27 protein-coding genes are annotated in these 25,822 nt (G+C 57.5%); 12 read left to right on the forward strand and 15 right to left on the reverse strand.

Going from position 1 to position 25,822, the window contains the following annotated elements; translation table 11 throughout:
- Nucleotides 1–2 precede the first annotated feature (2 nt).
- The 5 genes from fdh3B (at nucleotide 3) to ACR0DK_RS12975 (ending at nucleotide 4,153) form a co-directional block, all read left to right on the forward strand.
- On the forward strand, nucleotides 3–596 hold the full coding sequence (gene fdh3B / locus ACR0DK_RS12955) for a formate dehydrogenase FDH3 subunit beta (RefSeq protein ID WP_037307340.1): 594 nt from the start codon (nucleotides 3–5) through the stop codon (nucleotides 594–596).
- Nucleotides 597–669: 73 nt separating this feature from the next.
- Entirely contained in the window at nucleotides 670–1,878 is a 1,209-nt protein-coding gene (locus ACR0DK_RS12960) for a formate dehydrogenase subunit gamma (RefSeq protein WP_480736471.1), read from the forward strand.
- Complete coding sequence (locus tag ACR0DK_RS12965) at nucleotides 1,879–3,141, forward strand: c-type cytochrome (protein ID WP_480736473.1); 1,263 nt, start codon at nucleotides 1,879–1,881, stop codon at nucleotides 3,139–3,141.
- 13 nt (nucleotides 3,142–3,154) lie between these two features.
- Complete coding sequence (locus tag ACR0DK_RS12970) at nucleotides 3,155–3,280, forward strand: hypothetical protein (RefSeq protein WP_255612119.1); 126 nt, start codon at nucleotides 3,155–3,157, stop codon at nucleotides 3,278–3,280.
- Nucleotides 3,281–4,153, forward strand: coding sequence for a substrate-binding domain-containing protein (locus ACR0DK_RS12975; RefSeq protein WP_480736475.1), 873 nt, complete (start codon nucleotides 3,281–3,283; stop codon nucleotides 4,151–4,153).
- A gap of 39 nt (nucleotides 4,154–4,192) precedes the next feature.
- Here ACR0DK_RS12975 and ACR0DK_RS12980 read toward each other — a convergent pair whose 3' ends face one another.
- The 10 genes from ACR0DK_RS12980 to ACR0DK_RS13025 all read right to left on the reverse strand — a co-directional run bounded on the left by ACR0DK_RS12980 (nucleotide 4,193) and on the right by ACR0DK_RS13025 (nucleotide 13,519).
- A complete protein-coding gene (locus ACR0DK_RS12980) occupies nucleotides 4,193–5,008 on the reverse strand; it encodes a substrate-binding domain-containing protein (protein WP_170731929.1) in 816 nt (271 codons plus the stop codon).
- A 22-nt stretch (nucleotides 5,009–5,030) separates the two neighbouring features.
- Nucleotides 5,031–5,765 carry an ATP-binding cassette domain-containing protein gene (locus tag ACR0DK_RS12985; RefSeq protein WP_480590700.1) on the reverse strand — a complete coding sequence of 245 codons (735 nt, stop codon included), beginning with the start codon at nucleotides 5,763–5,765 and terminating at the stop codon, nucleotides 5,031–5,033.
- A complete protein-coding gene (locus ACR0DK_RS12990) occupies nucleotides 5,758–6,471 on the reverse strand; it encodes an ABC transporter permease (RefSeq protein ID WP_170421167.1) in 714 nt (237 codons plus the stop codon). Before ACR0DK_RS12990 ends, ACR0DK_RS12985 begins: the two co-directional genes overlap by 8 nt.
- Before the next feature lie 161 nt (nucleotides 6,472–6,632).
- A complete protein-coding gene (locus tag ACR0DK_RS12995; RefSeq protein WP_170393369.1) occupies nucleotides 6,633–7,622 on the reverse strand; it encodes an ABC transporter substrate-binding protein in 990 nt (329 codons plus the stop codon).
- 59 nt (nucleotides 7,623–7,681) lie between these two features.
- A complete protein-coding gene (locus ACR0DK_RS13000; RefSeq protein WP_170393370.1) occupies nucleotides 7,682–8,527 on the reverse strand; it encodes an ABC transporter permease in 846 nt (281 codons plus the stop codon).
- Entirely contained in the window at nucleotides 8,524–9,441 is a 918-nt protein-coding gene (locus tag ACR0DK_RS13005; protein ID WP_170405143.1) for an ABC transporter permease, read from the reverse strand. The genes ACR0DK_RS13000 and ACR0DK_RS13005 overlap by 4 nt, the downstream gene beginning before the upstream one ends.
- Nucleotides 9,438–9,869, reverse strand: coding sequence for a GNAT family N-acetyltransferase (locus ACR0DK_RS13010; protein WP_170393374.1), 432 nt, complete (start codon nucleotides 9,867–9,869; stop codon nucleotides 9,438–9,440). Before ACR0DK_RS13010 ends, ACR0DK_RS13005 begins: the two co-directional genes overlap by 4 nt.
- Complete coding sequence (locus tag ACR0DK_RS13015; protein ID WP_170421163.1) at nucleotides 9,869–10,666, reverse strand: ABC transporter ATP-binding protein; 798 nt, start codon at nucleotides 10,664–10,666, stop codon at nucleotides 9,869–9,871. Before ACR0DK_RS13015 ends, ACR0DK_RS13010 begins: the two co-directional genes overlap by 1 nt.
- 55 nt (nucleotides 10,667–10,721) lie before the next feature.
- Nucleotides 10,722–12,176: a dihydropyrimidinase gene (gene hydA / locus ACR0DK_RS13020; protein WP_170393377.1), complete on the reverse strand. Its 1,455-nt coding sequence runs from the start codon at nucleotides 12,174–12,176 to the stop codon at nucleotides 10,722–10,724.
- Nucleotides 12,177–12,268: 92 nt separating this feature from the next.
- Nucleotides 12,269–13,519: a Zn-dependent hydrolase gene (locus ACR0DK_RS13025; protein ID WP_480736630.1), complete on the reverse strand. Its 1,251-nt coding sequence runs from the start codon at nucleotides 13,517–13,519 to the stop codon at nucleotides 12,269–12,271.
- A gap of 171 nt (nucleotides 13,520–13,690) precedes the next feature.
- On the opposite strand from ACR0DK_RS13025, the gene ACR0DK_RS13030 reads away from it, so the two are divergent.
- Nucleotides 13,691–14,299: a TetR family transcriptional regulator C-terminal domain-containing protein gene (locus ACR0DK_RS13030; RefSeq protein ID WP_170393378.1), complete on the forward strand. Its 609-nt coding sequence runs from the start codon at nucleotides 13,691–13,693 to the stop codon at nucleotides 14,297–14,299.
- A gap of 112 nt (nucleotides 14,300–14,411) precedes the next feature.
- Nucleotides 14,412–14,558, forward strand: a complete 147-nt coding sequence (locus ACR0DK_RS13035; RefSeq protein WP_480736480.1) for a hypothetical protein — start codon at nucleotides 14,412–14,414, stop codon at nucleotides 14,556–14,558.
- A gap of 51 nt (nucleotides 14,559–14,609) precedes the next feature.
- On the opposite strand, the gene preA is transcribed toward ACR0DK_RS13035, so the two are convergent.
- The 3 genes from preA to ACR0DK_RS13050 form a co-directional block, all read right to left on the reverse strand.
- On the reverse strand, nucleotides 14,610–15,914 hold the full coding sequence (preA, locus tag ACR0DK_RS13040; protein ID WP_480736482.1) for an NAD-dependent dihydropyrimidine dehydrogenase subunit PreA: 1,305 nt from the start codon (nucleotides 15,912–15,914) through the stop codon (nucleotides 14,610–14,612).
- Between the two features lie 45 nt (nucleotides 15,915–15,959).
- Nucleotides 15,960–17,294, reverse strand: a complete 1,335-nt coding sequence (locus tag ACR0DK_RS13045) for an NAD(P)-dependent oxidoreductase (protein ID WP_480736484.1) — start codon at nucleotides 17,292–17,294, stop codon at nucleotides 15,960–15,962.
- Nucleotides 17,295–17,452: 158 nt separating this feature from the next.
- A complete protein-coding gene (locus ACR0DK_RS13050) occupies nucleotides 17,453–18,085 on the reverse strand; it encodes a cupin domain-containing protein (RefSeq protein WP_480736486.1) in 633 nt (210 codons plus the stop codon).
- Between the two features lie 152 nt (nucleotides 18,086–18,237).
- Between ACR0DK_RS13050 and ACR0DK_RS13055 the strand changes: the two genes are divergently transcribed.
- The 3 genes from ACR0DK_RS13055 to ACR0DK_RS13065 all read left to right on the forward strand — a co-directional run bounded on the left by ACR0DK_RS13055 (nucleotide 18,238) and on the right by ACR0DK_RS13065 (nucleotide 21,313).
- Nucleotides 18,238–19,233, forward strand: coding sequence for a hypothetical protein (locus ACR0DK_RS13055; RefSeq protein WP_170595910.1), 996 nt, complete (start codon nucleotides 18,238–18,240; stop codon nucleotides 19,231–19,233).
- A gap of 72 nt (nucleotides 19,234–19,305) precedes the next feature.
- Nucleotides 19,306–20,598: an O-acetylhomoserine aminocarboxypropyltransferase/cysteine synthase family protein gene (locus ACR0DK_RS13060; protein ID WP_480736488.1), complete on the forward strand. Its 1,293-nt coding sequence runs from the start codon at nucleotides 19,306–19,308 to the stop codon at nucleotides 20,596–20,598.
- 4 nt (nucleotides 20,599–20,602) lie between these two features.
- The gene (locus tag ACR0DK_RS13065; protein WP_170662233.1) at nucleotides 20,603–21,313 is read left to right on the forward strand and encodes a GNAT family N-acetyltransferase; all 711 of its coding nucleotides are present in this window, start codon (nucleotides 20,603–20,605) and stop codon (nucleotides 21,311–21,313) included.
- A gap of 1 nt (nucleotide 21,314) precedes the next feature.
- On the opposite strand, the gene ACR0DK_RS13070 is transcribed toward ACR0DK_RS13065, so the two are convergent.
- On the reverse strand, nucleotides 21,315–22,010 hold the full coding sequence (locus ACR0DK_RS13070) for an SIMPL domain-containing protein (protein WP_170421149.1): 696 nt from the start codon (nucleotides 22,008–22,010) through the stop codon (nucleotides 21,315–21,317).
- 164 nt (nucleotides 22,011–22,174) lie between these two features.
- On the opposite strand from ACR0DK_RS13070, the gene ACR0DK_RS13075 reads away from it, so the two are divergent.
- The gene (locus tag ACR0DK_RS13075) at nucleotides 22,175–24,061 is read left to right on the forward strand and encodes a hypothetical protein (RefSeq protein ID WP_480736491.1); all 1,887 of its coding nucleotides are present in this window, start codon (nucleotides 22,175–22,177) and stop codon (nucleotides 24,059–24,061) included.
- A gap of 56 nt (nucleotides 24,062–24,117) precedes the next feature.
- Here the strand turns inward: ACR0DK_RS13075 and hppD are convergent, their stop codons facing one another.
- The gene (gene hppD / locus ACR0DK_RS13080; protein WP_170393394.1) at nucleotides 24,118–25,215 is read right to left on the reverse strand and encodes a 4-hydroxyphenylpyruvate dioxygenase; all 1,098 of its coding nucleotides are present in this window, start codon (nucleotides 25,213–25,215) and stop codon (nucleotides 24,118–24,120) included.
- A 99-nt stretch (nucleotides 25,216–25,314) separates the two neighbouring features.
- Between hppD and ACR0DK_RS13085 the strand changes: the two genes are divergently transcribed.
- Complete coding sequence (locus ACR0DK_RS13085; RefSeq protein WP_480736493.1) at nucleotides 25,315–25,818, forward strand: Lrp/AsnC family transcriptional regulator; 504 nt, start codon at nucleotides 25,315–25,317, stop codon at nucleotides 25,816–25,818.
- Nucleotides 25,819–25,822: the final 4 nt, after the last annotated feature.

Raw genomic sequence — 25,822 nt, forward strand, 5'->3', positions numbered from 1 at the left:
TAATGGCTAGAGCAAAGTTTCTCTGCGACGCTGAACGCTGCATCGAGTGTAATGCCTGCGTAACCGCGTGTAAGAACGAGCACGAGGTGCCGTGGGGCATCAACCGCCGCAGGGTGGTGACGATCAATGACGGCAATCCGGGTGAACGCTCGATCTCGGTGGCCTGTATGCATTGTTCGGATGCGCCCTGTATGGCGGTGTGCCCGGTCGACTGCTTCTATCAGAACGAAGAAGGGGTCGTCCTGCACTCCAAGGACCTGTGCATTGGCTGCGGCTATTGCTTCTATGCGTGCCCCTTCGGCGCGCCGCAATACCCGCAGGCGGGCAACTTCGGATCGCGCGGCAAGATGGACAAATGTACCTTCTGTGCTGGCGGCCCCGAGGAAACGCACTCGACCGCAGAGTTCGCCAAATACGGTCGCAACCGGATCGCAGAGGGCAAATTGCCCATCTGCGCCGAGATGTGTTCTACCAAGGCCCTGCTCGCCGGCGATGGCGACGTGGTCTCGGCTATTTACCGTGAGCGTGTCGTCGCGCGCGGATTTGGTTCGGGCGCTTGGGGTTGGGGCACGGCCTACGATCAGAAAGACGGCTGACCCCGTCTACCAAAGCAAAACGGATGACCCGCAGATGTGGGTCATCCTGCATTGGATTTTTATTGAGGTTCCGATGTTGCGCTTATTCATCGCTTTCCTGCTTTCGCTAACGCTGACCCAAGTTGCGGGCGCTCAAACCAGTGAGGGGGCCGCCCCTGCGGATTCGACCGACCGGTCTACAACCGGCGGCGCGACCACGCTTGAGGACATTCTGGCCCGCCAGCGTGGCGAGAAGGTCGACAACAGCTACAGGTCTGAAAACACCGGTCAGGGCAATCTTGAAGGCCTGCTGGGACAGTTCGGCACCCACGGTGTTGCCTCTGACAGTGACGTCTACCGCGCGCTGCGTTACGGATCTGCGGACGTCACCGTTTCATCCCAGGGACCTGCGGACAGCGTGCTAATTCAAGACGGCGGCATGTGGTGGTTGAACTTCCGAACTGGCCCGTTGCGTGAATATGGAACCTACATTCTTGGCGGAATGCTTGCGATCATTGTGCTTTTCTTTCTGATCCGAGGAAAAATCCGCATCGACGGAGAAAAAACCGGCCGCACGGTCCTTCGTTTCAATAGTTTCGAACGTTTCGGTCACTGGCTCTTTGCCGGGTCGTTCCTTGTGCTCGGCATCACAGGCCTACTGACCCTTTATGGCCGCGATTTCTTGATCCCGGTCTTTGGCAAAGAAGGGTTCGCCACTATCGCGCAAGGGTGCAAGTGGCTTCACAACAACCTCGCATGGGCCTTCATGCTGGGACTGATAATCATCACCAAAAATTGGATTGCCCATAACATCCCCAACAAGACCGACCTGAAATGGTTGGCCGCCGGAGGGGGCTTGTTCACCAAAGACAGCCACCCACCAGCCAAGAAATTCAATGCGGGTCAAAAGATAATCTTCTGGGCTTGCATTCTACTGGGTGTCTCTATCAGCCTGTCAGGCCTGTCGCTGCTATTCCCGTTCGAGCTGCCGATGTTCGCCAAAACCTTCTCAATCGCCAATTCGACAGGTATTCCGCAGGCGTTGGGTCTGAACCTGCCAGTGCAGATGTCACCGCAGGAAGAGATGCAATATGCCCAAGTTTGGCATGTCATGGTCGCCTACGTGTTCATCGCCATCATCATCGCCCATATCTACCTTGGCTCGGTGGGCATGGAGGGTGCGTTTGACGCCATGGGCACCGGTGAAGTCGAAGAACAATGGGCACGCGAGCACCACTCGCTGTGGCTGGAAGAGGTGCAAGAAAAAGAGGCCGGCAAGGCAGCGGCCTCACCTGCAGAATAGATGCGCTGGCTCGCTCTTGCGCTTGTTTTGACCCCCCTGCCCGCCTGGTCCGAGTTTTTCACGCTCAAAGGCCATGGCGGGCCGATCATGGGGATCGCTTCGGCACCGGATGGGCGCATCGCAACGGCCAGTTTCGACAATTCGGTCGGTCTCTGGACCGGACAGACACCGGAATGGCTGGAGGGGCACGAAGCGGCAGTGAACTCGGTCGTTTTCAATGGCACTGCAATCTATTCTGCCGGGGATGACTTCACCCTCCGCCGCTGGCCCGGCGGGGATGTAGTCGGGCAGCACAAAGGCAAGATTATCGGCATTGCAGCGTCGAAAACTCATATCGCGACGGCCAGCTGGGATGGTACCATCGGCCTGTGGCCGGTGGACGGGTCCGAGCCGACCCTGCTTGGGCCAATCGGCAGCGGGGTGAATGCAGTTGTTTTTACGCCGGACGGAAAGCAGCTTTATTCGGCAGGTGTCGACGGAGCGTTGCGTATCTGGGATGTCGCCAGCGGTCAGGAAACAAATCGCCTGATCGAGCATGGTTTTGGCATCAATGAATTGGTCCTGAACGCACAAGACAACTGGATCGCCTACGGTACCGTCGATGGAGTGACACGCATCCTGAGCCTCACCACCGAAGAAGAACATGACTTTACGTTGGATCGGCACCCGATCCTCGCCATGGCACTGAGCCCCGATCGCAAGCTGTTGGCTGTCGGCGATGGTGAAGGCTTTATAATGGTCATCGACACTTTCGAATGGCGCATTGCACAAGATTTCCGTGCCACCCTGCGCGGTCCGGTTTGGGCGCTCGCTTTTTCTGCAGATGGTCAAAATCTTCACGCAGGCGGCATTGATGAGGCAATGTACAGCTGGCCCGTTTCAGCGCTGGGCGATAGCGAACAGATGGCCGCTGCCGAACCCAGCTTTCTGAAAGACCCAAGCGAGATGGGCAACGGAGAACGGCAATTTGCACGCAAGTGTTCGATCTGTCACAGCCTGACGCCGGATGGAGGTCGACGTGCGGGCCCTACCTTGCACGACATCTTTGGGCGGAAGGCGGGCACATTGCCCGATTATTTGTACTCGGATACGCTGCAAGACTCTGATATTATTTGGAATGAAGAGACAATAAATGCTCTTTTCGACGAAGGCCCGGACCACTACATTCCGGGGTCAAAGATGCCAATGCAGCGGATCACGCAAGCACAGGACCGGTTAGATCTGGTCGCGTTCCTGCGCAGCGCCACCGCACCGCAGGATTGAGCCGGAGGAGAACATGAAAGCCTTTCTGACCGCCGTCGCCGCGATGGTCGTGATCACTGTCGCCGCTCCTTACACGCTGGATCAATTCGGTTTCAGCGCCGCCGACAAGACGTCCGGTTCGGCTGTACGCCTCGACTGAATGCCGCAATACCTGACCACCCGCGAATTGGCGGATCTGCTGCGCATTGGTGAGCGGAAGGCCTATGATCTGGCATCCTCGGGCGAAATCCCGTGTGTACGCGCCATGGGCAAGCTGTTGTTCCCAAAAGCCGAGATCATAGCGTGGCTCAACGCCTCACGCTCTGGCCCCGATGTCGTCGAACCACCCCTGCCGCCGATCGTGGCAGGTAGCCACGATCCCCTGCTGGACTGGGCTTTGCGGGAAAGCGGCTCTGGGCTTGCGACTTATTATGATGGGTCTTTCGACGGGCTGAATCGTCTTGCGGAGCGCAGCGCACAGGCGGCGGCTTTGCATATCCACGAACCAGAAGGCTTCAACACTCAGACCCTGCGCGACACGATGGGCGAAGCACCTGTGATCCTCTACCAGATTGCCAACCGGCAGCGCGGCCTGTTGCTGGCACCCGGCACCTCGGACATCTCGGGGTTTCAGGATCTGAAAGGCAGACGGATCATTCTGCGGCAAGACAGCGCCGCCAGCCAGCGTCTGTTCGATGCACTGCTCGGCGCCCACGGTCTGGGTCGTGATGATCTGAACACCCTGCCTGTTTGCGCCCGCACCGAAGAAGAGCTGGCCACCGCCCTGCGTGACGGCAAGGCAGAGGTTGGTTTTGGCCTTGGTGCACTGGCGCGCCCGTATGGGCTGAATTTCATGCCCACCCATTCCGAGCGTCTGGACCTTGCAATCTGGCGCCGCGCCTTCTTCGAGGCCCCCATGCAGACGCTGACCCGGTTTTTGAAATCCGAGCGTTTTACCGAACGCGCTGATGAACTAGGCGGCTATGACCTCGCAAATCTGGGTCGGATCCACCACAACGGCGCCAGTGGTTGATCTGTCGTCTATTCGCGGTTGCGCTAACCCAAGTCGAACTTACTGTGCGTTTGGAAAAAACAACTGCTCACCATCCAGCGTGTAAGACGCAATCGCCGCCTGTCCATCAGGGCCGATAAGCCAGTCGATAAACCTTTGCCCGGCAGCGGCGCGAACGCCGGAGTGCTTTTCAGGGTTCACGAGGATTACACCATATTGGTTAAACAGGCGCGGATCGCCCTCGACCAAGACCTCCAGATTGCCCCGGTTTCCGAAGGATAACCAGGTTGCCCGGTCGGTCAGAGCATACGCGTCCATGCCGCTGGCCACGTTCAGCGTTGCCCCCATCCCCGATCCGGTCTCGCGATACCAAGTCCCCGACGCCGCCGTCGGGTCAACGCCTGTCGCCTCCCAATAGCGCATCTCGGCTTTGTGAGTCCCGCTGTCATCCCCGCGCGAGGCAAAGGGTACCTTCGTTTCGGCCACAGCTGTCAAAGCGGTTGTAATGTCGTTGCCCCCGGCAATTCCGGCCGGATCAGATTTTGGGCCAACCAATACAAAATCATTGTACATGACATCGAACCGTTCGACACCCCAACCGTCTGCTACAAACTGCTCTTCAGCGGGCTTGGAGTGAACCAGAAGAACATCGCCATCGCCGTTGATTGCGTTCCGGATCGCCTGACCGGTCCCGACGGCCACAACCCGTACATCGATACCGGTTTCGGCCTCGAACCCCGGCAGGATATAGTCCAGCAGACCCGAATTCTGCGTCGAGGTCGTTGATTGCACAACGATAAAGGGTTCTTCGGCCAAACCTGCGCCTGCGGTCAGCCCAAGCGCGACAATTGATGCCCGAACGAAATCAGGGATCATTCGAAGTCTCCATCTCTGTTCATCAGGTTACCAGACCGCCAGCCAGATACCGGCGCGACTCGTTGCTTTTGGGGGCTTCCAGAACCTGCTGCGCCCTTCCGTGTTCCACCACACGCCCTGCCTGCATCATCACGATGTCAGATGCCAGGCGCCGCGCCTGCCCGATGTCATGCGTCACCATCACGATGCGCACACCCCGGGCCGAGGCGCGCAAGACCATCCGTTCGATCATCTGCATAGCACTTGGATCCAATGCGCTGGTGGGTTCGTCCAGGAACAAGGTCTTGGGGTCTAAGGCCAACGCGCGCAGGATCGCCAACCTTTGCGCCTCGCCACCAGACAGCGAACGCGCGGATTGACGTGCTTTACCATCCAGTCCTCCTTCGGCCAGCAAAGCTTCGATACGATGCCTGCGCAAGGCACGGGGCATCGATTTCCGCTTTAGCACAAAGTCCAGATTGGCCGCGACCGAGCGGCGCAGCAGCACGGGGCTTTGAAACACCATCGCCTGCCGCGCTTTGTGGGCTGCATTCAACACAACACCGTCCTGACAGACACGCCCGCTGTCGGGTTGAATCAGACCATGCAGACAACGCAGCAACAGACTTTTGCCAGCGCCGTTTGGACCCAAGATCATGGTCGGACCCGGGCCATCCAGGCACAAATGCGGGACATCGAGCAGCACCTTGCCTTCGCGTGCAATGTGCAACCCTTGGACCTCTAACATACCCGGCGCCTCGGTCACGACATCACGCATGGCGCAGCCCTTCCCGCTCGGCCCGCAGGGTCAACGCGCTGACCATCGCGTTTACCGCCACGGCCAAACCGATCAGGATCACACCCAAGGCCAGCGCCAGCGCCAAGTTCCCCTTCGAAGTCTCAAGCGCAATCGTGGTCGTCATCACGCGCGTCACGTGATTGATATTGCCGCCGACGATGATCACTGCGCCTACCTCGGCGATTGCCCGGCCAAACCCGGCCAGTAATGCGGTGACCAGAGCCAGACGCGCGTCCCACAACAGCACCGGGATCGAAGCCAACCGCGATACGCCGAGCGAGCGGAGTTGTTCAGAATACTCCTCGGCCAGCATCTCGACCACCTGCCGGGTAAGTGCGGCCATGATCGGCGTCACCAGCACCACCTGCGCTATGATCATTGCGGTGGGGGTGTAGAGAAGTTCCAGCACCCCCAGAGGACCGGATCGGGACAACATCAGGTAGACCAGCAAACCGACGACGACTGGTGGGAACCCCATCAGAGCGTTCACAAGGATAATCAGCGCCCGCCGTCCCGGAAACCGCGCGACGGCCAAAGCTGCCCCAATAGGCATCCCGATGACCGCCGAAATCAGAACAGCAAAGATCGAAACACGCAGCGACAACAACACAATTGCCCACAGCTCTGCATCCCCTTCGAGGATCAGCGAGAGCGCCTGAGTGAATTCTGATGCAAATCCCTGCATATTCTACCAGTCATGCCGTATGCTGTGACAAAATGCTATGAATTACAGGGAAATACTAAAGGTTCTGGCCAGCAAGTACAGGCACAAATTCGACATTCAAAACTAAGAACGCGGCCCTGACGGGGCCGCGTTTGATTGGCACGTCTTTTGCTGTAGCTGGTTCAGTTCAGCGCAGCGTCGGTGATCTGATGTGTCCATGCCCCTTCAGGCTTTTTGGTGATAACCGGATCAGATCCGCCCGCCAGCAGGGTATCAACCGTGCGGTCGAAATCGGCTGGATCCAGCGCCCCGTTCGACCCTGCGGTCAGCTTGGCAATCTCGCCCATCATGCGCTTTTGATGCTCTTCTGTCTGGGCACCGGTTGCATCGTTTTCGAGAACGATCTCGGCGGCTTCATCCGGGTTCTCTTCGGCGTATTTCCAACCCTTCATCGAGGCACGGACAAACCGTTCCATCTTGTCGGTGAAGGCCGCATCGCTCAAATTTTCTTCAAGCACATATAGACCATCCTCAAGCGTGGCGACGCCCTGATCTTCGTATTTGAAGGTTACCAGTTCTTCAGGCGTGACACCGGCATCAATGACCTGCCAATACTCATTGTAGGTCATGGTGCTGATGCAATCGGCCTGACGCTGCAGCAGCGGGTCGACGTTAAAGCCTTGTTTCAGCACTTCGACACCGCTGTCGCTTTTGCCATCGGTACCGATTCCCAGCTGACTCATCCAGCTCATGAACGGGAATTCGTTGCCGAAGAACCAGACTCCCAGCGTGCGATTTTTGAGATCTTCAGGCGAGGCAATCCCCGCATCTTTCCAGCAGGTCAGCATCATGCCCGAGCTCTTGAAAGGCTGCGCGATGTTCACCAGAGGCAGACCCTTTTCGCGCGCAGCAAGTGCAGCCGGCATCCATTCCACCGTAACGTCTGCTCCGCCACCTGCGATCACCTGTGTAGGCGCAATATCAGGACCGCCGGGCAGAATGGTGACGTCCAGCCCCTCTTCTTCGTAGAACCCTTTATCTTTTGCCACATAATAGCCCGCAAACTGCGCTTGCGTGACCCACTTCAATTGCAGTGTCACCTCATCCGCAGCAAGTGTCGCACTGGCTGCCAGGCTAAAGGCCGCAACCGCCCCACTGAGTAGCTTCTTCATCTTCATATCTCCTAGTTGCTTATGTTTGCCCCGTTTATGGGGTCTGTTGAGTTATTCCTTTATCCTCGCTGCGACGGATGCCAGAAGGTCACCGCCTTTTCGATCATCGCCACTACGCCATAGAAGGCAGTCCCCGCCAGCGCGGCCACCACAATCTCGGCCCACACCATGTCCAGCGACAATTGCCCGACGCTGGTCGATATCCGAAAGCCCATGCCCAATGTGGGGGAGCCAAAGAACTCAGCCACGATAGCGCCGATCAGCGCCAGAGTGGTAGAAATCTTTAGCCCGTTGAAAATAAACGGCATCGCGGCGGGAAGGCGAAGTTTCAGGAAGCTCTGCCAATAGGTGGCGGCATAGGTCTCCATCAGATCGCGCTGCATCGTTGTGGCTTCGCGCAGCCCTGCCACCGTGTTCACCAGCATCGGGAAGAACACCATCACTACGACGACCGCCGCCTTGGAATGCCAGTCGAACCCGAACCACATCACTAAAATGGGTGCGGTGCCCACGATAGGCAGCGCTGCAACAAAGTTGCCGACGGGAAGAAGCCCGAGGCGCAGGAAATCCCATCTATCCACGGCAATTGCCATGAGAAAGGCCGAACCGCAGCCGATGATGTAGCCGCTGAGTGCTCCCTTGATGATCGTTTGAACAAAGTCAGCCCAAAGTGTTGGCAAACTATCCCAGAAACGGTCCCAGATGACTGATGGCGCGGGCAGAATGACCAAGGGCACTTCTAGTCCACGCACCACCAGTTCCCAGATGCCAATCACGGTCAGACCGAAGATCAGGGGCGCAAGAAACCGCACCATCCGTGTGTCAGAATAGGGTCCGCTGGCCAGACGGCTGTTCAACCACCAACCCAATAACCAGACAGCGATTGCACCAACAATAGGTATCATTGTGCCATCCCCATTCGTTTCAGGACGGTCCGCTCGATCAGCCCCAGCAACCCGACGAGACAGGCGGCGAGAATGGCCGCAGCAAACAGCGCCGACCAGATCTGTACCGTCTGGCCATAGTAGCTACCGGCCAGCAGCCGTGCACCCAACCCGGCAACAGCCCCGGTCGGCAGTTCTCCAACAATGGCCCCGACCAGCGAAGCAGCGACGCCAATTTTCAGCGATGTAAACAGATAGGGCATCGAGGCCGGCAGCCGCAGTTTCCAAAACCCCTGCGAACGGCTGGCATTGTAGGTTCGCAGCAAATCCAACTGCATAGCATCCGGGCTGCGCAGCCCTTTTACCATGCCTACGACGACGGGGAAGAAACTCAGATACGCCGAAATGATCGCCTTAGGAATGATCCCCTGAACCCCAACAGAATACAGAACAACGATGATCATCGGAGCCAGCGCAATGATAGGAATGGTCTGGCTAACGATCGCCCAGGGCATCACCGACAGATCCATCACCCGACTGTGCACGATCCCGACCGCCAGCAGGATGCCCAACCCGGTTCCGATAGCAAAACCCAGCATCGTGGCGCTCAGCGTGACCCAGCCATGATAAATCAGAGAGCGTTTCGAGGTGATTTTTTTCTCAATCGTGGTTTCCCACAACTCAATCCCAACTTGATGCGGTGCAGGCAGCCGCGGGCGGTCCTGCTCCCATGTGGCTGGGATTGCAAACGCGTTGTTCAAGGCCAGACCGATCTCACCCATGTCACGGCGATCCTTGGCTGAAGGTGGTTGGACTTCAGCACCCGCGCGCTCCTGTTCGGTCAGAACCCCTTTGATATTCATAGGAATACAGGCCGCGTACCAGACAACGACAATGGCGGCGATCACGGTGAGGACTGCAATGATCTGCTTCATGCGTGCCACTCCATCCGAATGACAGGCACCGTGTCAGGTGGCACCGGAGGCTCTCTTCCCGTCTCAACAAAGCCCTCGCGCCGATAAAACCGTTGCGCGTCGACATTTGGCACATGTGTGGTCAGCCAAAGATGGTCGCGCCCCTCCTTCGCCTTATCCAGCAATTGCTTGCCGATGCCCTGTCCAGTGCGCAAACAATACAGCGCACCAACCTTATGTTCGACCGGATCGACAGACATATAGCAATCAATCGGATCACCTGCGATCCAGATGTCCCTGTTCGGAAACGCCTCAAGGATCAGATCCGCCAGCTTTTCTTCTGGCAATTCCTCGGGTATCCAATCGGTCTGCGCGGCCCAGGTCGCGATGATGCGCGCGCAATCCCCCACATCTTCGCGGGATGCCCGTCTGATGCCTTTATCCGCCATCACACATCATCCCCATGACCCGCTCGCAATCCTTCTCGCACGCGGTGGGCGACTTCGATAAACTCGGGCGTGTCACGGATATCCAGAGGCCGCTCTTTCGGCAGAGGGCTATCGATCACATCCGTGATCCGGCCAGGCCGAGGGCTCATTACCACGATCTTGGTGCTGAGATACACCGCTTCGGGGATCGAATGTGTTACGAAACCGATGGTCTTCTCGGTGCGCGCCCATAATGCCAGAAGCTGTTCGTTCAGATGGTCGCGCACAATCTCATCCAGCGCACCGAACGGTTCGTCCATCAGCAGAATATCCGCATCAAATGCCAAGGCCCGCGCAATACTGGCCCGCTGTTGCATCCCGCCCGAGAGCTGCCAGGGGAACTTACCGCCAAATCCATCAAGATCAACAAGTTCCAGAACCTTTCTAACGCGTTCCTCCTGCTCGGCGGAGGAATAGCCCATGATCTCAAGCGGCAGCTTGATGTTCTTTGCAATGGTCCGCCACGGGTAGAGCCCGGCCGCCTGAAACACATACCCATAAGCGCGCTTTCGCCGTGCTTCGTCAGGCGTCATGCCATTCACGGTCAGGGTCCCGCCGGTCGGTGTTTCCAGCGCTGCGATACAGCGCAGGAACGTCGTCTTGCCGCAGCCCGAGGGGCCGATAAAACTAACGAACTCCCCCTTGCCAATCGACAAGTTCACATCTTTCAGCGCATGAATAGGCCCATCATTCGTCTGAAATGTAAGATCCAGCTGCCTTGCCTCAATAACGGGCTGAGTAGTATTTTCTGTATTCATTCGATTGCCTTGAAGAAGCTCAGACCCGGGTCGCCAGAAAGGCGACCCAAGGGGTTTATACACCCGTTGCCGGTATACCTGTCCGCTCAACAGGCCGGGGCGCTGTCAACTCTTTCCAGGTGCTCAGCGCCTTGTTCACATGGGTATTGGCCTCACGTGCCACGAACTTCCCGTGCCCTTCCTGAGTCTGAATCTCGCCATCATGTACGGCCACCGCCCCACGAGTTAGCGTGAACCGGGGCAACCCGCGCACTTCCTTGCCTTCGAACACGTTGTAATCGATCGACGACTGCTGCGTATCAGCCGAGATCACCTTGGCCTTATCCGGATCCCAAACCACCAGATCAGCATCCGCTCCCACGAGAACCGCACCTTTTTTCGGATAACAATTCAATATCTTGGCAATATTAGTTGAAGTCACGGCCACGAACTCATTCGGTGTCAACCTACCTGTGTTCACCCCATGCGTCCAAAGCATCGGCATCCGGTCCTCCAACCCGCCGGTGCCGTTCGGGATCTTGGTGAAATCCCCAACGCCATAGCGTTTCTGCTCGGTCGTAAAGGCACAGTGATCCGTGGCCACCACACTCAGTGTTCCGGATTGCAAACCGTTCCACAAGCTATCCTGATGCTGTTTGTTCCGGAACGGAGGGCTCATGACCCGCCGTGCCGCATGCTCCCAATCGTGGTGAAAGTATTCACTCTCATCCAATGTCAGGTGTTGGATCAAAGGTTCGCCCCAAACCCGCTTGCCTTGCATCTTGGCGCGCCGGATGGCTTCATGCGCCTCCTCACAGGAAGTATGCACCACATAGAGCGGCACACCCGCCATATCCGCGATCATGATCGCGCGGTTGGTTGCCTCGCCTTCCACCTGTGGTGGGCGGGAATAGGCATGCGCCTCTGGCCCTGTGTTTCCTTCGGCCAACAACTTCGCGCTCAGTTCAGCGACCACATCGCCATTCTCGGCATGGACCATCGCGGTGCCACCCAACTCGGCCAGACGCTTGAACGAAGCAAACAGCTCATCGTCGTTCACCATCAGCGCGCCTTTATAGGCCATGAAATGCTTGAAGGTGTTGATGCCACGCGTCTCGATGACGGTTTTGATGTCATCAAACACCTGCTCGCCCCACCAGGTCACCGCCATATGGAACGAATAATCACAATTCGCGCGCGTAGACTTGTTGTCCCAACGCTTCAGGGCGTCCAACAGGCTTTCGCCCGGATTAGGCAACGCGAAATCCACAACCATCGTGGTCCCGCCTGCCAGCGCTGCGCGCGTGCCGCTTTCGAAATCATCGCTGGAATAGGTTCCCATAAACGGCATTTCCAGATGCGTGTGCGGGTCGATCCCTCCGGGCATGACATAACAGCCCGATGCATCAAGTTCCTTATCACCTCGCAGGTCCGGCCCAATCTCAGTAATCACACCACCTTCGACCTTTACATCCGCCTTATAGGTCAGATCAGCGGTCACAACGGTTCCGTTCTTGATTACAGTGCTCATGTTAAACTCCCTGATGCGGTCTGCGCCGCTTGCTTCATCTGGCTAAAAATACCCCGGGGGAGCCGCCCATCGGGCGACGGGGGCAGAGCCCCCTATTCCACGATCCCAGCCGTCTCGACGACCGCATGCAGTAGAACATCCGCCCCAGCTGCAGCCCAATCCTTGCTGATCTCCTCAGCTTCATTATGGCTCAACCCATCAACGCATGGGCACATCACCATCGCTGTTGGCGCCACCCGGTTGATCCAGCAGGCATCATGACCGGCGCCCGAGATGATATCCGTATGCGAATACCCCAACCGCTCAGCCGCATCGCGCACCGCCGCCACGCAACCTTCATCAAACTTCACCGGATCAAAACCGCCCACTTTCTCGAATTCGATCTGCAGCCCCATCTCTTCGACGATATCTTCAGCTGCGACTCGCAGACGGTTCTCCATATCAGTGATAACGTCCAACTCGGGCGAGCGAAAATCGATCGTGAACACTGCCTTTCCGGGGATCACATTGCGTGAGTTCGGATAGACATCGATATGCCCCGCCGCACCCACGGCATGAGGTGCATGCGACCATGCAATCTCGTCCACTTTCTCAAGAATACGCGCCATCGCCAGCCCGGCATTCTTACGCATCGGCATCGGCGTAGACCCAGTATGCGCATCCTTGCCGGTCACGGTAACCTGGGTCCAGCTCAAACCCTGACCATGGGTAACAACGCCAATATCCTTACCCTCAGCTTCCAGAATCGGGCCCTGTTCAATGTGCAACTCAAAGAAAGCGTGCATCTTGCGCGCACCAACCTCTTCATCGCCGCGCCAACCGATGCGGTTCAGCTCATCTCCGAACTTCTTTCCTTCGGCATCCTCACGTGCATAAGCCCAGTCCTGAGTGTGCATTCCGGCAAACACCCCCGAAGACAACATCGCCGGGGCATACCGCGTCCCTTCTTCGTTGGTCCAATTGGTGGCCACAATAGGGTGCTTGGTCTTGATGCCCAGGTCATTCAGCGTGCGAATGATCTCCAGCCCACCAAGCACGCCAAGAACGCCATCATACTTGCCACCTGTGGGCTGCGTATCCAAATGCGACCCTACATAAACCGGCAGTGCCTCGGGGTCCGCTCCCTCTCGTCGGGCAAACATGTTGCCCATCTGGTCCAGCCCCATCGAGCAACCGGCATCCTCGCACCATTTCTGAAACAACGCGCGCCCTTCGGCGTCCTCGTCCGTTAGCGTCTGACGGTTGTTGCCACCCGCGACGCCTGGGCCGATCTTGGCCATCTCCATCAGGCTGTCCCATAACCTGTCGCCATTGATCCTGAGATTCTGCGCCGGAGCTGCCATCATGTTCTTCCCTGTTGCTTGCGATTTGGCTCGCTTTTGGTGTCTTGATTTGACCATCTGGTCAAACTCACGCTATCACGGGTTCGACATCAGTCAAGAAATTGCAGTGGCCTGCCGGAATTTTCGACATAATTGACGCCCAACTGGCCGAAAAAAGGACAACAGGTGAACATGCCCAAAGACCGCGCCCCAACCCGGATTCAGCAAAAGAACCGAGCAGCGATTCTCGAGGCGGCCCTGAATGTGTTCTCAGCCCACGGTTTTCGCGGCGCAACCGTCGACCAAATTGCAGCCGAGGCGGGGCTGAGCAAGCCCAACCTGCTCTATTATTTTCCATCGAAAGAAGCGATCCATACAGCCCTGTTGTCGGGTCTGCTTGAAGTCTGGCTCGCTCCCCTGCACGCGTTGAATGAGGATGGCGACCCGCTGGAAGAAATACTGTCTTATATCCAACGCAAACTTGAGATGAGCCGCGACCTGCCGCGCGAGAGCCGCCTCTTTGCCAATGAACTTGTTCAGGGCGCGCCGCGCATTCATGAAGCTTTGTCCAGCGATCTCAAAAAACTGGTCGATGAAAAAACCACGATTCTGACAAGCTGGATGGCTCAGGGCAAAATTGCACGAGTCCATCCCTATCATCTGATTTTCTCGATCTGGGCACTGACACAGCATTATGCGGATTTCGATGTTCAAGTCCGGGCAATTCTTGGGGAAGAAGACCCATTCGAAGGCGCAGTTCCGTTCGTGGAAACGCTCTATCGAAAACTGCTTACACCTTAAGAGACACTTAACCCTATTGAGAAAAGCTCGGAGCATGATGACGTATCGCTCAGATCCCGAGCCTTGGATCACCCAGCTTTTCTCGTCCCGATCTGCTCGAACGGGAGCTGTTGTGCGACGCTTAGTTGCTTGGATCGAACGGGAGGTTGGTCACGCGGCTTTTCAGGCAGAAGTGAAACGGCGCGGATACCATTTGATCCGCACCGCCAATCAATATGTCATCATCTGCCACAACGGACCCATCGACATTCTGTTCTGAGTAAATTCGTCGAATTTTCTCCGCCAAGATTTTTCGACGAAAAATCTCTGACTACTCCGCCGCTTTCGCCATGGGGTTGTTGGGGTGTGTCGTCCAATTGGCATATTCAGGATCAACGACCTTGCCTGTGCGCGGATCAACCGCTCCGGCGGCCATCGGCTCCATGGAAATACACCCCTCTACAGGGCACACATCCACGCAAAGGTTACAGGCCACGCATTCCTCGTCGATCACTTCGAACACCCGATCCGGCGACATTGAAATCGCCTGATGGCTGGTGTCCTCGCAGGCGGCATAGCAGCGACCGCATTTGATGCATTGATCCTGATCGATTTCCGCCTTGGCGATGTAGTTGAGGTTCAGGTATTGCCAATCCGTCACATTGGGCACCGCGCGTCCGATGACTTCGTCGATACTGGAATAGCCTTTCTTGTCCATCCATTCAGACAAACCAGCCGTCAGTTCATCGATGATTTTGAACCCATAGGTCATCGCTGCAGTGCAGACCTGAACGTTACCGCAGCCAAGCGATATAAACTCGGCAGCGTCGCGCCAAGTGGTCACGCCTCCGATGCCCGAGATCGGCAGCCCACGCGTGGCTTCAGCTCGAGCAATCTCTGACACCATGGACAAGGCAATCGGCTTCACCGCCGGACCGCAATAGCCGCCATGGCTGCCTTTGCCATCTATTGAGGGTTCAGGGCTGAACGTATCCAGATTGACGCTGGTGATCGAGTTGATCGTATTGATCAAAGACACCGCATCCGCGCCGCCGTTCTTGGCAGCCGCCGCCGGTTTGCGAATATCGGTGATATTCGGCGTCAGTTTCACGATGACCGGGCGGTCGTAGTACTGTTTGCACCACCGGGTCACCATTTCAATGTATTCCGGCACTTGTCCGACGGCCGAACCCATGCCGCGCTCGCTCATCCCATGCGGGCAACCGAAATTCAGCTCGATCCCGTCCGCACCGGTTTCAGCCACACGCGGCAGAATGGCCTTCCACGCGGCCTCTTCACAGGGCACCATGATCGAGGCAATCAGGGCACGATCTGGGTAGTCGGCCTTAACACGGGCCATTTCCTCAAGGTTCACCTCAAGTGGCCGGTCGGTAATCAGTTCGATGTTGTTGAGCCCCAACAACCGGCGGTCCGCACCGTAGATCGCGCCATAACGCGGCCCATTTACGTTTACGACCGGAGGGCCTTCGGACCCCAAAGTCTTCCATACCACACCACCCCATCCGGCCTCGAAGGCGCGGCGAACATTGTACTCCTTATCCGTCGGTGGCGCCGAAGCCAGCCAATACGGGTTTGGACTTGAAATTCCAAGAAAGTTTGTCGTTAAATCAGCCATTTATCCGGCCTCCCTGATGCAGGTTTGCATCTTTGTCTTTGAGTTTCACGCGCTCAGAGCAGCATGGATATCCATCGCTGCATCGCGACCTTCGGCTACGGCGGTCACGGTCAGGTCTTCGCCTCCTGCCGCACAGTCTCCGCCAGCCCACACACCGGCCATTGAAGTGCGTCCCGCCCCGGTCACGGCAATCTTATTGCCATCCAGCGTTAGGCCTTCCGGCGCACCGTCAAGCGTCTGACCGATGGCCTTAAGAACCTGATCGGCCGGCACACGGACAGTTTCACCCGTTCCGGTCAGTCGACCATCATGGCTCGCAGTATACTCCAATTCGATCTCTGCTGCGGCACCATTTCCGTGAATGGCCACCGGCTGAACATTGCAGAGAATCCGAACACCATGCGACGCCGCCAAATCCTGTTCGTACCGGCTGGCACCCATCGCGTCGCGACCTCGGCGATAGGCGATGGTGACGTGCTCAGCGCCTAGCAGTTTCGATTTCACTGCCGCATCTACGGCAGTCATACCACCGCCAATCACAACGACATTGCGACCCACAGGTAGATCAACCAGATCGCTGGCCTGTCGCACATCCGAGATAAAGTCGACCGCCGGGCGCACCCCGTCTTTATCGACCCCATCAGCCCGCAGTGCGTTCACCCCCGCAAGTCCGATTGACAGGAAAACAGCGTCATAGTTCTCCTGCAACCCTTCCAGAGAAATCGTCTCTCCCAGAATCGAACCGGTCTCGATCGCGATCCCGCCTATTTTAAGCAGCCAATCGACCTCGGCCTGTGCAAAATCATTGGTAGATTTATACGCCGCAATCCCGTATTCGTTCAGACCGCCTGGCTTGGGCTTGCCTTCGTGGATCGCCACATCATGCCCCAGCATCGCCAGACGATGCGCACAGGCCAGACCGGCGGGCCCTGCCCCGACCACAGCGATTGTCTTACCGGTTGACGTGGCGCGCTCGAACGGATGAACGCCCGAAGCCATCACATCGTCGGTTGCATAACGCTGCAGGCGTCCGATCTCGACCGGCTTGCCTTCGGCCGTCTCACGCACGCAAGCCTCTTCACACAAAGTTTCGGTCGGACAAACCCGGGCACACATGCCGCCCAGAATGTTCTGCTCCAGAATGGTCTGCCCTGCCGCTTGCGGCTGCCCGGCCTGAATCTGGCGAATGAACAACGGAATATCGATATCCGTAGGACAGGCCGTCACACATGGCGCGTCATAGCAGAAATAGCATCGATCGGCGGCCACGGCGGCCTCGTGCGGGGCCAGTGGCGGATGCAGATCGGTGAAATTCGAGGTCAGCTCATCGCTGGAAAGCCGCCCGGAGACGATCCCGGGTGCCATCTGGCCCTGTGCCATCACTCTACTCCCTGTAGATATGTTTGTTATGGACCCCAGCTTGCCATAATCTGATTTTTTATCAATTGGTAAAATTTGCCAATTGATAAAAAATGCAAAATCCGGGCGGAATGGCCCGGATTCAGTCAGAAATTGCCTATTTTGTTGGCAGCGGCGGCTCAGACCATCCCGCCCAGGTGGCCGGATTTGATCCAAACACGGGCTCCGCCCTCTCCTGCTACAGCAGCAAAGCGTGATCCAGGCGGCAAGCGCAACCAGTCCCAAGTGCCAAATTCTTCGCCCGCCTCGGCAAAGCCACCTTCGATAACAAAGACCTCAAACCCCTTATCGGCGTCCAATTCAATATGTTCGCCCGCGCCCCAGGTTTGCACCTGGACATCCTCATGCACGTCCTTGAACAAATCGATATCTCCGCCCCCCTTGATCGAGCGCCGAACCTCGGTGCGGTCGTCGGGGTCGAACTGATGCAATTTGACCAGAATAGTCGCGCCTTCGCTGGCCGAGGATGTATGGGAGGACGTCGGGGGATTGCGTACATAGCTGCCGACAGGGGAATCTCCGGTTTCATCCTGGAACACTCCGTCCAGCACCAGATACTCCTCACCACCGTCATGAGTATGCGACGAAAACGCGCTGCCGGGGGCAAAGCGCACGATGGTTGTGGCACGCGCCACTTCCTCGCCAATGCGGTCCAGCATCTTGCGTTCGACGCCAGCAACCGGTGACGCGACCCATTCGGTCTGATCAAAGTGAACGGCGACCCGCTGTGTGAAATCTGCATTGACCCGCATATGCAATCCCCCTGCGTTGCTGTCACATTAGATGGGAGCACGAGCCGGATTTGCAAACCGGTCATGTTTGGGGTTTTGACGCCCTTCACAGCTTGTTGTACTTCCGGTTGAGGCAGCGGCCGAATACCGGCCCGATCAGAAAGCGCAACACGATGCAGGCAAGCCCGGCGACATTTAACATCCTCATCATCGGGCAAAACAACCGGCTGCAATACGAGGCATTGCTTTTCGCCGCCTCGCTGCGCCACAGCTCATCAGGGTTCAAAGGTCGGCTGTTCGTGGGGGTGCCACAGCCCGGCCCTCTTTGGCCTCAGAACCCCAGCATTCAGGATGCCGAAGTTCTTGAAGCCCTGCAGCATCTGGGTGCCGAGATTCTGCCTTTTGAGTCTCATGCTTTTGGCTCGAGCTATCCCAATGGCAACAAGATCGAAGCTTTGCTGGCGATGCCAGAGGGCGAGCCCTTTGTCTTTTTCGACTCCGACACTCTGATCACCGGCGAAATTTCCGACGTCCCGTTCGATTTCGAACAGCCCGGCGCCTCACTTCGGGTCGAGGGAACATGGCCCAAACCCACGCTCTACGGCCCAGGATATGAGGGTATCTGGCGCGCACTGTATGACCGGTTCGGGCTGGATTTCGAAAGCTCTCTCGATCCCAGCCAGCCCGAGGGCTATTGGCGGCGCTACCTGTATTTTAACGCCGGTTATTTCTTCTACAAATGCCCCCGCCAATTTGGTGAGCGGTTTATGGGCTATGCCCGCGCCATTCGCGACGAGGAAATCCCCGAACTGACCGGGCAAGTTCTGAACCCGTGGCTGGATCAGATCGCCTTGCCGCTGGTCATCCATTCCTTCGGTGGCGGACGGGATGCCCTGCCCGAGGGCCTGCTGGATGGGTCGGTTAGCTGCCACTATCGCCTGTTCCCGATGCTCTACGCCCGCGAAAGCGATCATGTGGTCGAGGTATTGGAAACCGTCGTGGCCCCGAACAAGATCAAAAAAGTGCTCAAAGGCTATGATCCACTGAAGAAGCTGGTGATACAGCGCAAGGGTGCGAAGATCCGGGCATTGTTCGACCGAAACAACCTGCCCGCACGCGAACAGGTCATTCGCAAAACGATCAAGTCCAAGGGGCTTTGGCTGCGGTGACGCGGACATTGTGCCGGGCGAGCCAATGTCCTAGAGATTCAGCAACACACATTCCAACAGGAGATTTCCTCGATGTCTGACGGACCCACCTACGGTTTTGACACGCTGCAAATTCACGCCGGGGCCCGCCCCGACCCTGCCACAGGCGCGCGCCAGACACCGATCTACCAGACCACGGCATATGTATTTCGCGACGCGGAACACGCCGCCGCGTTGTTCAACCTGCAGGAAGTGGGTTTTATCTATTCGCGACTGACCAACCCGACTGTTGCGGTGCTGCAGGAACGTGTGGCGACGCTTGAAGGCGGTGTCGGTGCGGTCTGCTGTTCCTCGGGACACGCAGCGCAGATCATGGCGCTGTTCCCGCTGATGGGGCCGGGCTGCAATGTTGTCGCCTCGACCCGCCTCTACGGTGGGACGGTGACGCAGTTTAGCCAGACGATCAAACGTTTCGGCTGGTCGGCCAAATTCGTTGATACCGATGATCTGGACGCCGTCAAGGACGCTATCGACGAAAACACCCGCGCGGTGTTCTGCGAATCCATCGCCAACCCGGGCGGTTATGTCACCGATATCCGTGCGCTGGCGGATGTGGCGGACGCAGCAGGCATTCCGCTGATCGTCGACAACACCTCGGCCACGCCCTACCTGTGCCGCCCGATTGAACACGGCGCGACTCTGGTCGTTCACTCGACCACCAAGTACCTGACCGGAAACGGCACCGTGACCGGCGGCTGCATCGTGGATTCGGGCAAGTTCGACTGGTCGGCAAATGACAAGTTTCCTTCGCTCAGCGAACCCGAACCCGCCTATCACGGCCTGAAATTCCACGAGACCTTCGGTCCGCTCGCCTTTACTTTCCACGGCATCGCGATCGGTCTGCGCGATCTGGGCATGACGATGAACCCACAGGCGGCGCATTACACGCTGATGGGGATAGAAACGCTATCGCTACGGATGGAACGCCATGTCGAAAACGCGCAGAAAATAGCAGCGTGGCTCGAGGCAGACGACCGTGTGGATTACGTGACATATGCTGGCCTGCCATCCTCGCCTTATAGCGACAGGGTAAAAAAGCACTACCCGCGCGGCGCGGGCGCCCTGTTCACCTTTGCGGTCAAGGGCGGCTATGACGCCTGTGTAAAGCTGGTGAACGCGCTTGAGATCTTCAGCCACGTGGCCAACCTTGGCGACGCACGGTCGCTGATCATCCACTCGGCCTCGACCACACACCGTCAGTTGACGCCCGAGCAGCAGGAAGCTGCAGGCGCAGGCCCTGGAGTGGTGCGCGTGTCCATCGGGATCGAGGATGCAGACGATCTGATCGCTGATCTCGATCAGGCTCTGTCCAAAGCCAGCGCCTGATCCGATGACCGGGCACAACACAAATGAACTGGGTCAACCCATCGGTTTTTCGGTCACGGGCGAGTTCCCTCGCCCCACGCCACCTTACACACCGATGCAGGGCCGGTTCTGTTCCGTTGTGCCATTGGATGTAAACAGGCACGCGCCCGGCTTGTACCGGGCGTTTGCCAATGACATGGACGGCCGCAATTGGACTTACCTTCCCTACGGCCCGTTCGACTCTGAGGCGGATTTCACCGCATGGGCGCAGTCAAATTGCATGGATGCGGACCCGATGTTCCATACAGTGCTCGACGCGGATGAGGTACCCGTCGGGATGGCCTCGTACCTTCGAGTCGAACCAGCCGCGGGTGCGATCGAAGTGGGCCACATCCATTTCTCACCTCTGCTGCAGCGTAAACCGCAATCGACCGAAGTGATGTATCTGATGATGCGCCGGGTATTCGATGAGCTTGGCTATCGCCGCTACGAATGGAAATGCGATGCGCTGAACGCGCCATCAAAACGCGCAGCTGAACGTTTGGGTTTCACGTTCGAGGGCGTCTTCCGGCAGGCGACACATTACAAAGGACGCAACCGGGATACGGCGTGGTTTTCGATTATCGATAGCGAGTGGCCGCGCATTCGCGCGGCATTCGAGAACTGGCTTGCGCCGGGGAATTTCGATGCATCGGGCCAGCAGCGCCAACCGCTGCAAGCCCGCGTTGGATCGTAGCTTACTCCGCGATTTCGAACTCCATCGCGATATTGACCGAAACGGAAATCTCTCCGCCTGCGACCGGCACGCCACCGGCGTCCGACATCGCCATCTCGCGCATCTGAGCCATCGGGCGAACACCTCCGCCGTGGTCGTTGATCGATAGGACGGGACCCAGGGTAACTCCGGACGCCTGCGCCAGTTGCTGCGCCTTCTCGGTCGCATCTGCCACAGCTTTGGCCCGTGCTTCAGCCTCAAGCGGTTTGGGCTCTTGCACGCCAAAGCTCAGACCGCCGAAATCATTGGCACCGTCCTTGATGACCGCATCCATGATCTGGCCCAGATTATCCAGATCCCGCACGCGTACCGAAACGCGGTTGGACGCGGTGAACCCAGTGATCTTGGGTGGCTCATTGCTGGAATTGCTGCGCCCCGACCAGACCGGTGAAAGCGAAAGATCGCGCGTCTGAACATCGCGCGCCTCCAATCCCATTTCGTCCAGTCGTTTGAGGATCTGCGTCACCGCGTCCGAGGTCGCCTGCATCGCTACCGATGCCTGCGCATCCTGATTGGTCACGCCCAGTGTTATCGTTGCCATATCGGGTGCAACCAGAGCCGTACCGGTCCCGCTGACCGAGATGCGACGTTCTTCCGCATGGGCGGGCAGAGTCGCGGTGGCAGCGGCCATGGCGGCCAAAAAAGCAAGTGTCTTCAAGATGATCCCTCCTTGATGCTTGCTCTCAAGATGGGTGGTCGGGCCCGTACACGGCAAGGGGGAAACGTGCCTTTTTCTTTCCCTCGGCGAGTTCCTGCTCTAATCTCGGCGGGCAGACATCTAAGCGTTTGCATAAAAGCCGACAATTATGGTTCATCGCGATTATGAAACCCGCCTTTGCGCTGTCATTTTCTGAAAACGGCATTTCCTTGCATCATCAGTCGGATGGAGACTGGTACTGCATTGGAACCGTTCCGTTAGATGCGTCGGATTTCGCGGACCAGATGCAGGCCCTTCGGGATCAGGGATTCGCGCTGGAAAATGACCTGAGTTGCAAGCTTGTTATTCCATCCGATCAGGTGCGCCTCTTGGTTGTCGACACCCATGGTTTGGACACCGATGCAGCGGCGAAAAAGGTCAAGGATACGTTGGCCGCAGCCACGCCCTATGAGCTATCAGAGCTGGCTTATGTCGCGGGCAACGCGGGGACTGAGACCCCGGTTGCCGCTGTGGCCCAGCAAACGCTGGACGAAGCCAGCGCATTTGCCACCGATCATGGCTTTATCCCCGAGGCATTCTGGGTCAGCGCAACCGGCAACGATGCTCTGGACGCGCCATTTCTGGAACTGCCGATCATTGTGGATGAGGACGCTGTGATTGCGGCCCCCAAACCCGTTGATACGCCGGACATACCGGTTCACGCCATCGCTGAAGATGCAGCCCCCCCTGCATTTGAGCCTGCTACCAAAGCACTGCCCTCGTCTGCCAAGACAGGAACGGATCTGAAACGCTTTGCAATTCCTGCGATCGCAGCGTCGGTTGTGGTTGGAATGTTGCTGGGTGTCTGGTCTTACAACAGCTCTGACCCCGAAATTGTCGAAGTGGCCGAACCGTTAGAGCCCGAGCTGCAGCCAGAGCCAGAAATTGCAACTGCAGAACCGCAGGCACAACCCGAACCTCAGGAAACCGAGATCGCAAGCCTCCCACAAGAACCTGAAGTGGCAGAGGAAGAACCGGTGCTCACCCCCACGGACGAGGCCATTCTCGAAGCACTGAAGATTGAACCGGAGCCGGTCGAAGACATCGCTGATCTGCCAGAGAGCAGAACCGAGTTTCGTGAGTTTACCGGCACCGCCCCTGTTGAACCTTCAGAACTGGAGCCAGCGCCTGTGGCTGGCGTGGATAATCAATATCTCACATCGGTCGATCGCTCGGACCTGTCGACCGATTCCGTCGCACTACCCGAACTTGCCAGCCTCGACACAGATGCGTCTTTTGAGTCGATCTCTTTGCCAGGCCAAGCGGGGCAGCGGTTCAACCTGGATGAACGCGGACTTGTGACGCCAAGTGCCGAAGGCACGCTGAACCCGGCCGGTGTAATGGTTTATCTGGGTCGTCCCGCGTCCGTGCCCCCCGAACCCCCAACCAGGTTCGAAACAGAACCCGTTGTCATAGAAGAGTTCGATGAGAGACTCGCGGCGTTTCGCCCACGGCCACGCCCGGAAAATCTGGTGGATCAATTCGAACGCCAGCAACTTGGCGGTCGATCCCGGCAAGAACTGGCCTCGGTCCGGCCCAAGCTGCGGCCCGAGTCTCTGCAAACCCCTCCGCAGGTCGATGAAACCCCGACTGCGCTGGCTGTTGTACGGGTACCCCGTCCAAAAATCAGGCCTGCCAGCATCACGGCGCGCGCGACACGGCAACCTAGTTCTGGGAGTGCAGCGCTGGCCTCGACCGCAAATGTGGCCAGTAATGCCGATGAAGTTGGTTCGTTCCAACCCAGAACGGTCAATCCCAAAATTCCGTCTTCCGCGTCAGTTGCGCGACAAGCAACCATCGACAACGCGATTAACCTGCGCAAATTGAACCTAATCGGCGTGTACGGCACCCCGGCAAACCGCCGTGCTTTGGTCCGCCTGCCCAGCGGACGCTACAAAAAGCTGAAGGTGGGCGATCGCATCGACGGAGGTAATGTCATCGCCATCGGCGACAGCGAGTTGCGCTATCAGAAGCGCGGCAAGAACATCACGCTCAAGATGCCGCGCGGGTAAAGAAAAAGCGCCATGTCGGTCAGACACGGCGCTCGGTTGATTTCATTGATTCATGTTTAGGCTGCCGAGATTTCACCCGACTCGATCTGCTCGCGTTCGATCGATTCAAACAGGGCTTTGAAGTTGCCCTCACCAAACCCGTCATCCCCTTTACGCTGAATGAACTCAAAGAAGATCGGGCCAATGACTGTTTTCGAAAAGATCTGCAGCAGAATCTTGGTCTCACCGCCATCAACTACACCTTCGCCGTCGATCAGAATGCCGTGCTTCATCATCCGATGCTTGGGCTCATCATGGCCGGACACACGGTCGTAAGACATGTCATAATAGGCCTCGTTCGGACCGGGCATGAACTTCAGACCCTTCTCGGCAATGGCATCGGTCGAGGCGTAGATGTCGTCGCTGCCCACCGCGATATGCTGGATGCCTTCGCCATTGTACTTCTTCAGGTAGGAGACGATCTGTCCGGTCTCGCCACGATCTTCATTGATCGGAATTCGGATGCGACCACAAGGTGAAGTCAACGCGCGACTGTAAAGCCCGGTGAACTTACCTTGAATGTCGAAAAAGCGGATTTCACGGAAGTTGAACAGGTCGCCGTAGAATTTGAACCACTTGTCCATGTTGCCCTTGAACACGTTGTGGGTCAGGTGATCGAGATAGTAGAACCCATCGCCGCGCGGTTTTGACTGCTCCAGCCATTCAAATTCCTCGTTGTAGGGCGAGGTGTCATAATACTGATCGATGAAGTAGATCAGCGAACCACCAATGCCCTTGATCGCCGGAACATTCATGGTCTTGTCTGCGCCATCATAAGGCTCAGCCCCTTTGGCGATCGCGTGTTCATAGGCCTTCTGAGCATCAACAACGCGCCAGCCCATGGCAGGGGCGCAGGGGCCGTGCTCGGCCACGAATTTGGCTGCAAAACTGTCAGGATCCGCGTTCAGGATGTAGGTTACATCACCCTGTTGCCAAAGCTCAACCTTGGGGGTGTTGCGGTGATAGCCGACATAGTCGAAGCCCATTCGCGCAAACAGGTCTCGCAGCTCTTGCGGCTCGGGGTGTGCGAATTCAACGAACTCGAACCCATCGGTGCCGGCGGGGTTTTCTTCGCTGATGACAGATTTCGGGGCGTTATGCGGGAAAGGACCCATGGCGCGTCTCCTCGGAAAACAGGAATTTCATTGCTGATTCAAAAATACGCCTTAATGAGTGCTGTTTCTGCGCATTGTTTTCGTATAAACTAAGTTTAGATGCGTACTTTCCGCATATTGATTGCAAATTTTGGGGAAACGCCGCACGTGCTGGATCGGATTGATATCGGAATACTCGCAGCTTTGCAGCGCGACGCGCATCTGACGTCGCAGCAATTGGGTGATGTGCTGAATCTATCCGCCAGTCAGGCGGGCCGTCGCCGACAGCGCCTTGAGGCCGAGGGTTATATCACTGGGTACACCGCACGACTGGACCCGCTGAGGCTGGGGCTACAGGTTCAGGGGTTCATTCAGGTGCATCTGGGCACTCATGGCCCCGAACAATCCGCAGGCTTCGCCCGCATGGTCAACACCCGCCCCGAGATCACCAGCGCCTGGACGATGACAGGTGAGGCAGATTACCTGCTTCATGTCTATTGTGACGACTTATCCGCACTCAATACCTTGCTTCACGAAGTGATCCTGCCGCATCCTGCAGTTGCACGGGTGCAAAGCCAGATCGTGATGGACCAATTGAAACGCGACGCGCCGCTCCCGACCTGAGCGG

The organism is Ruegeria sp. CE6 (genome assembly GCF_056537485.1).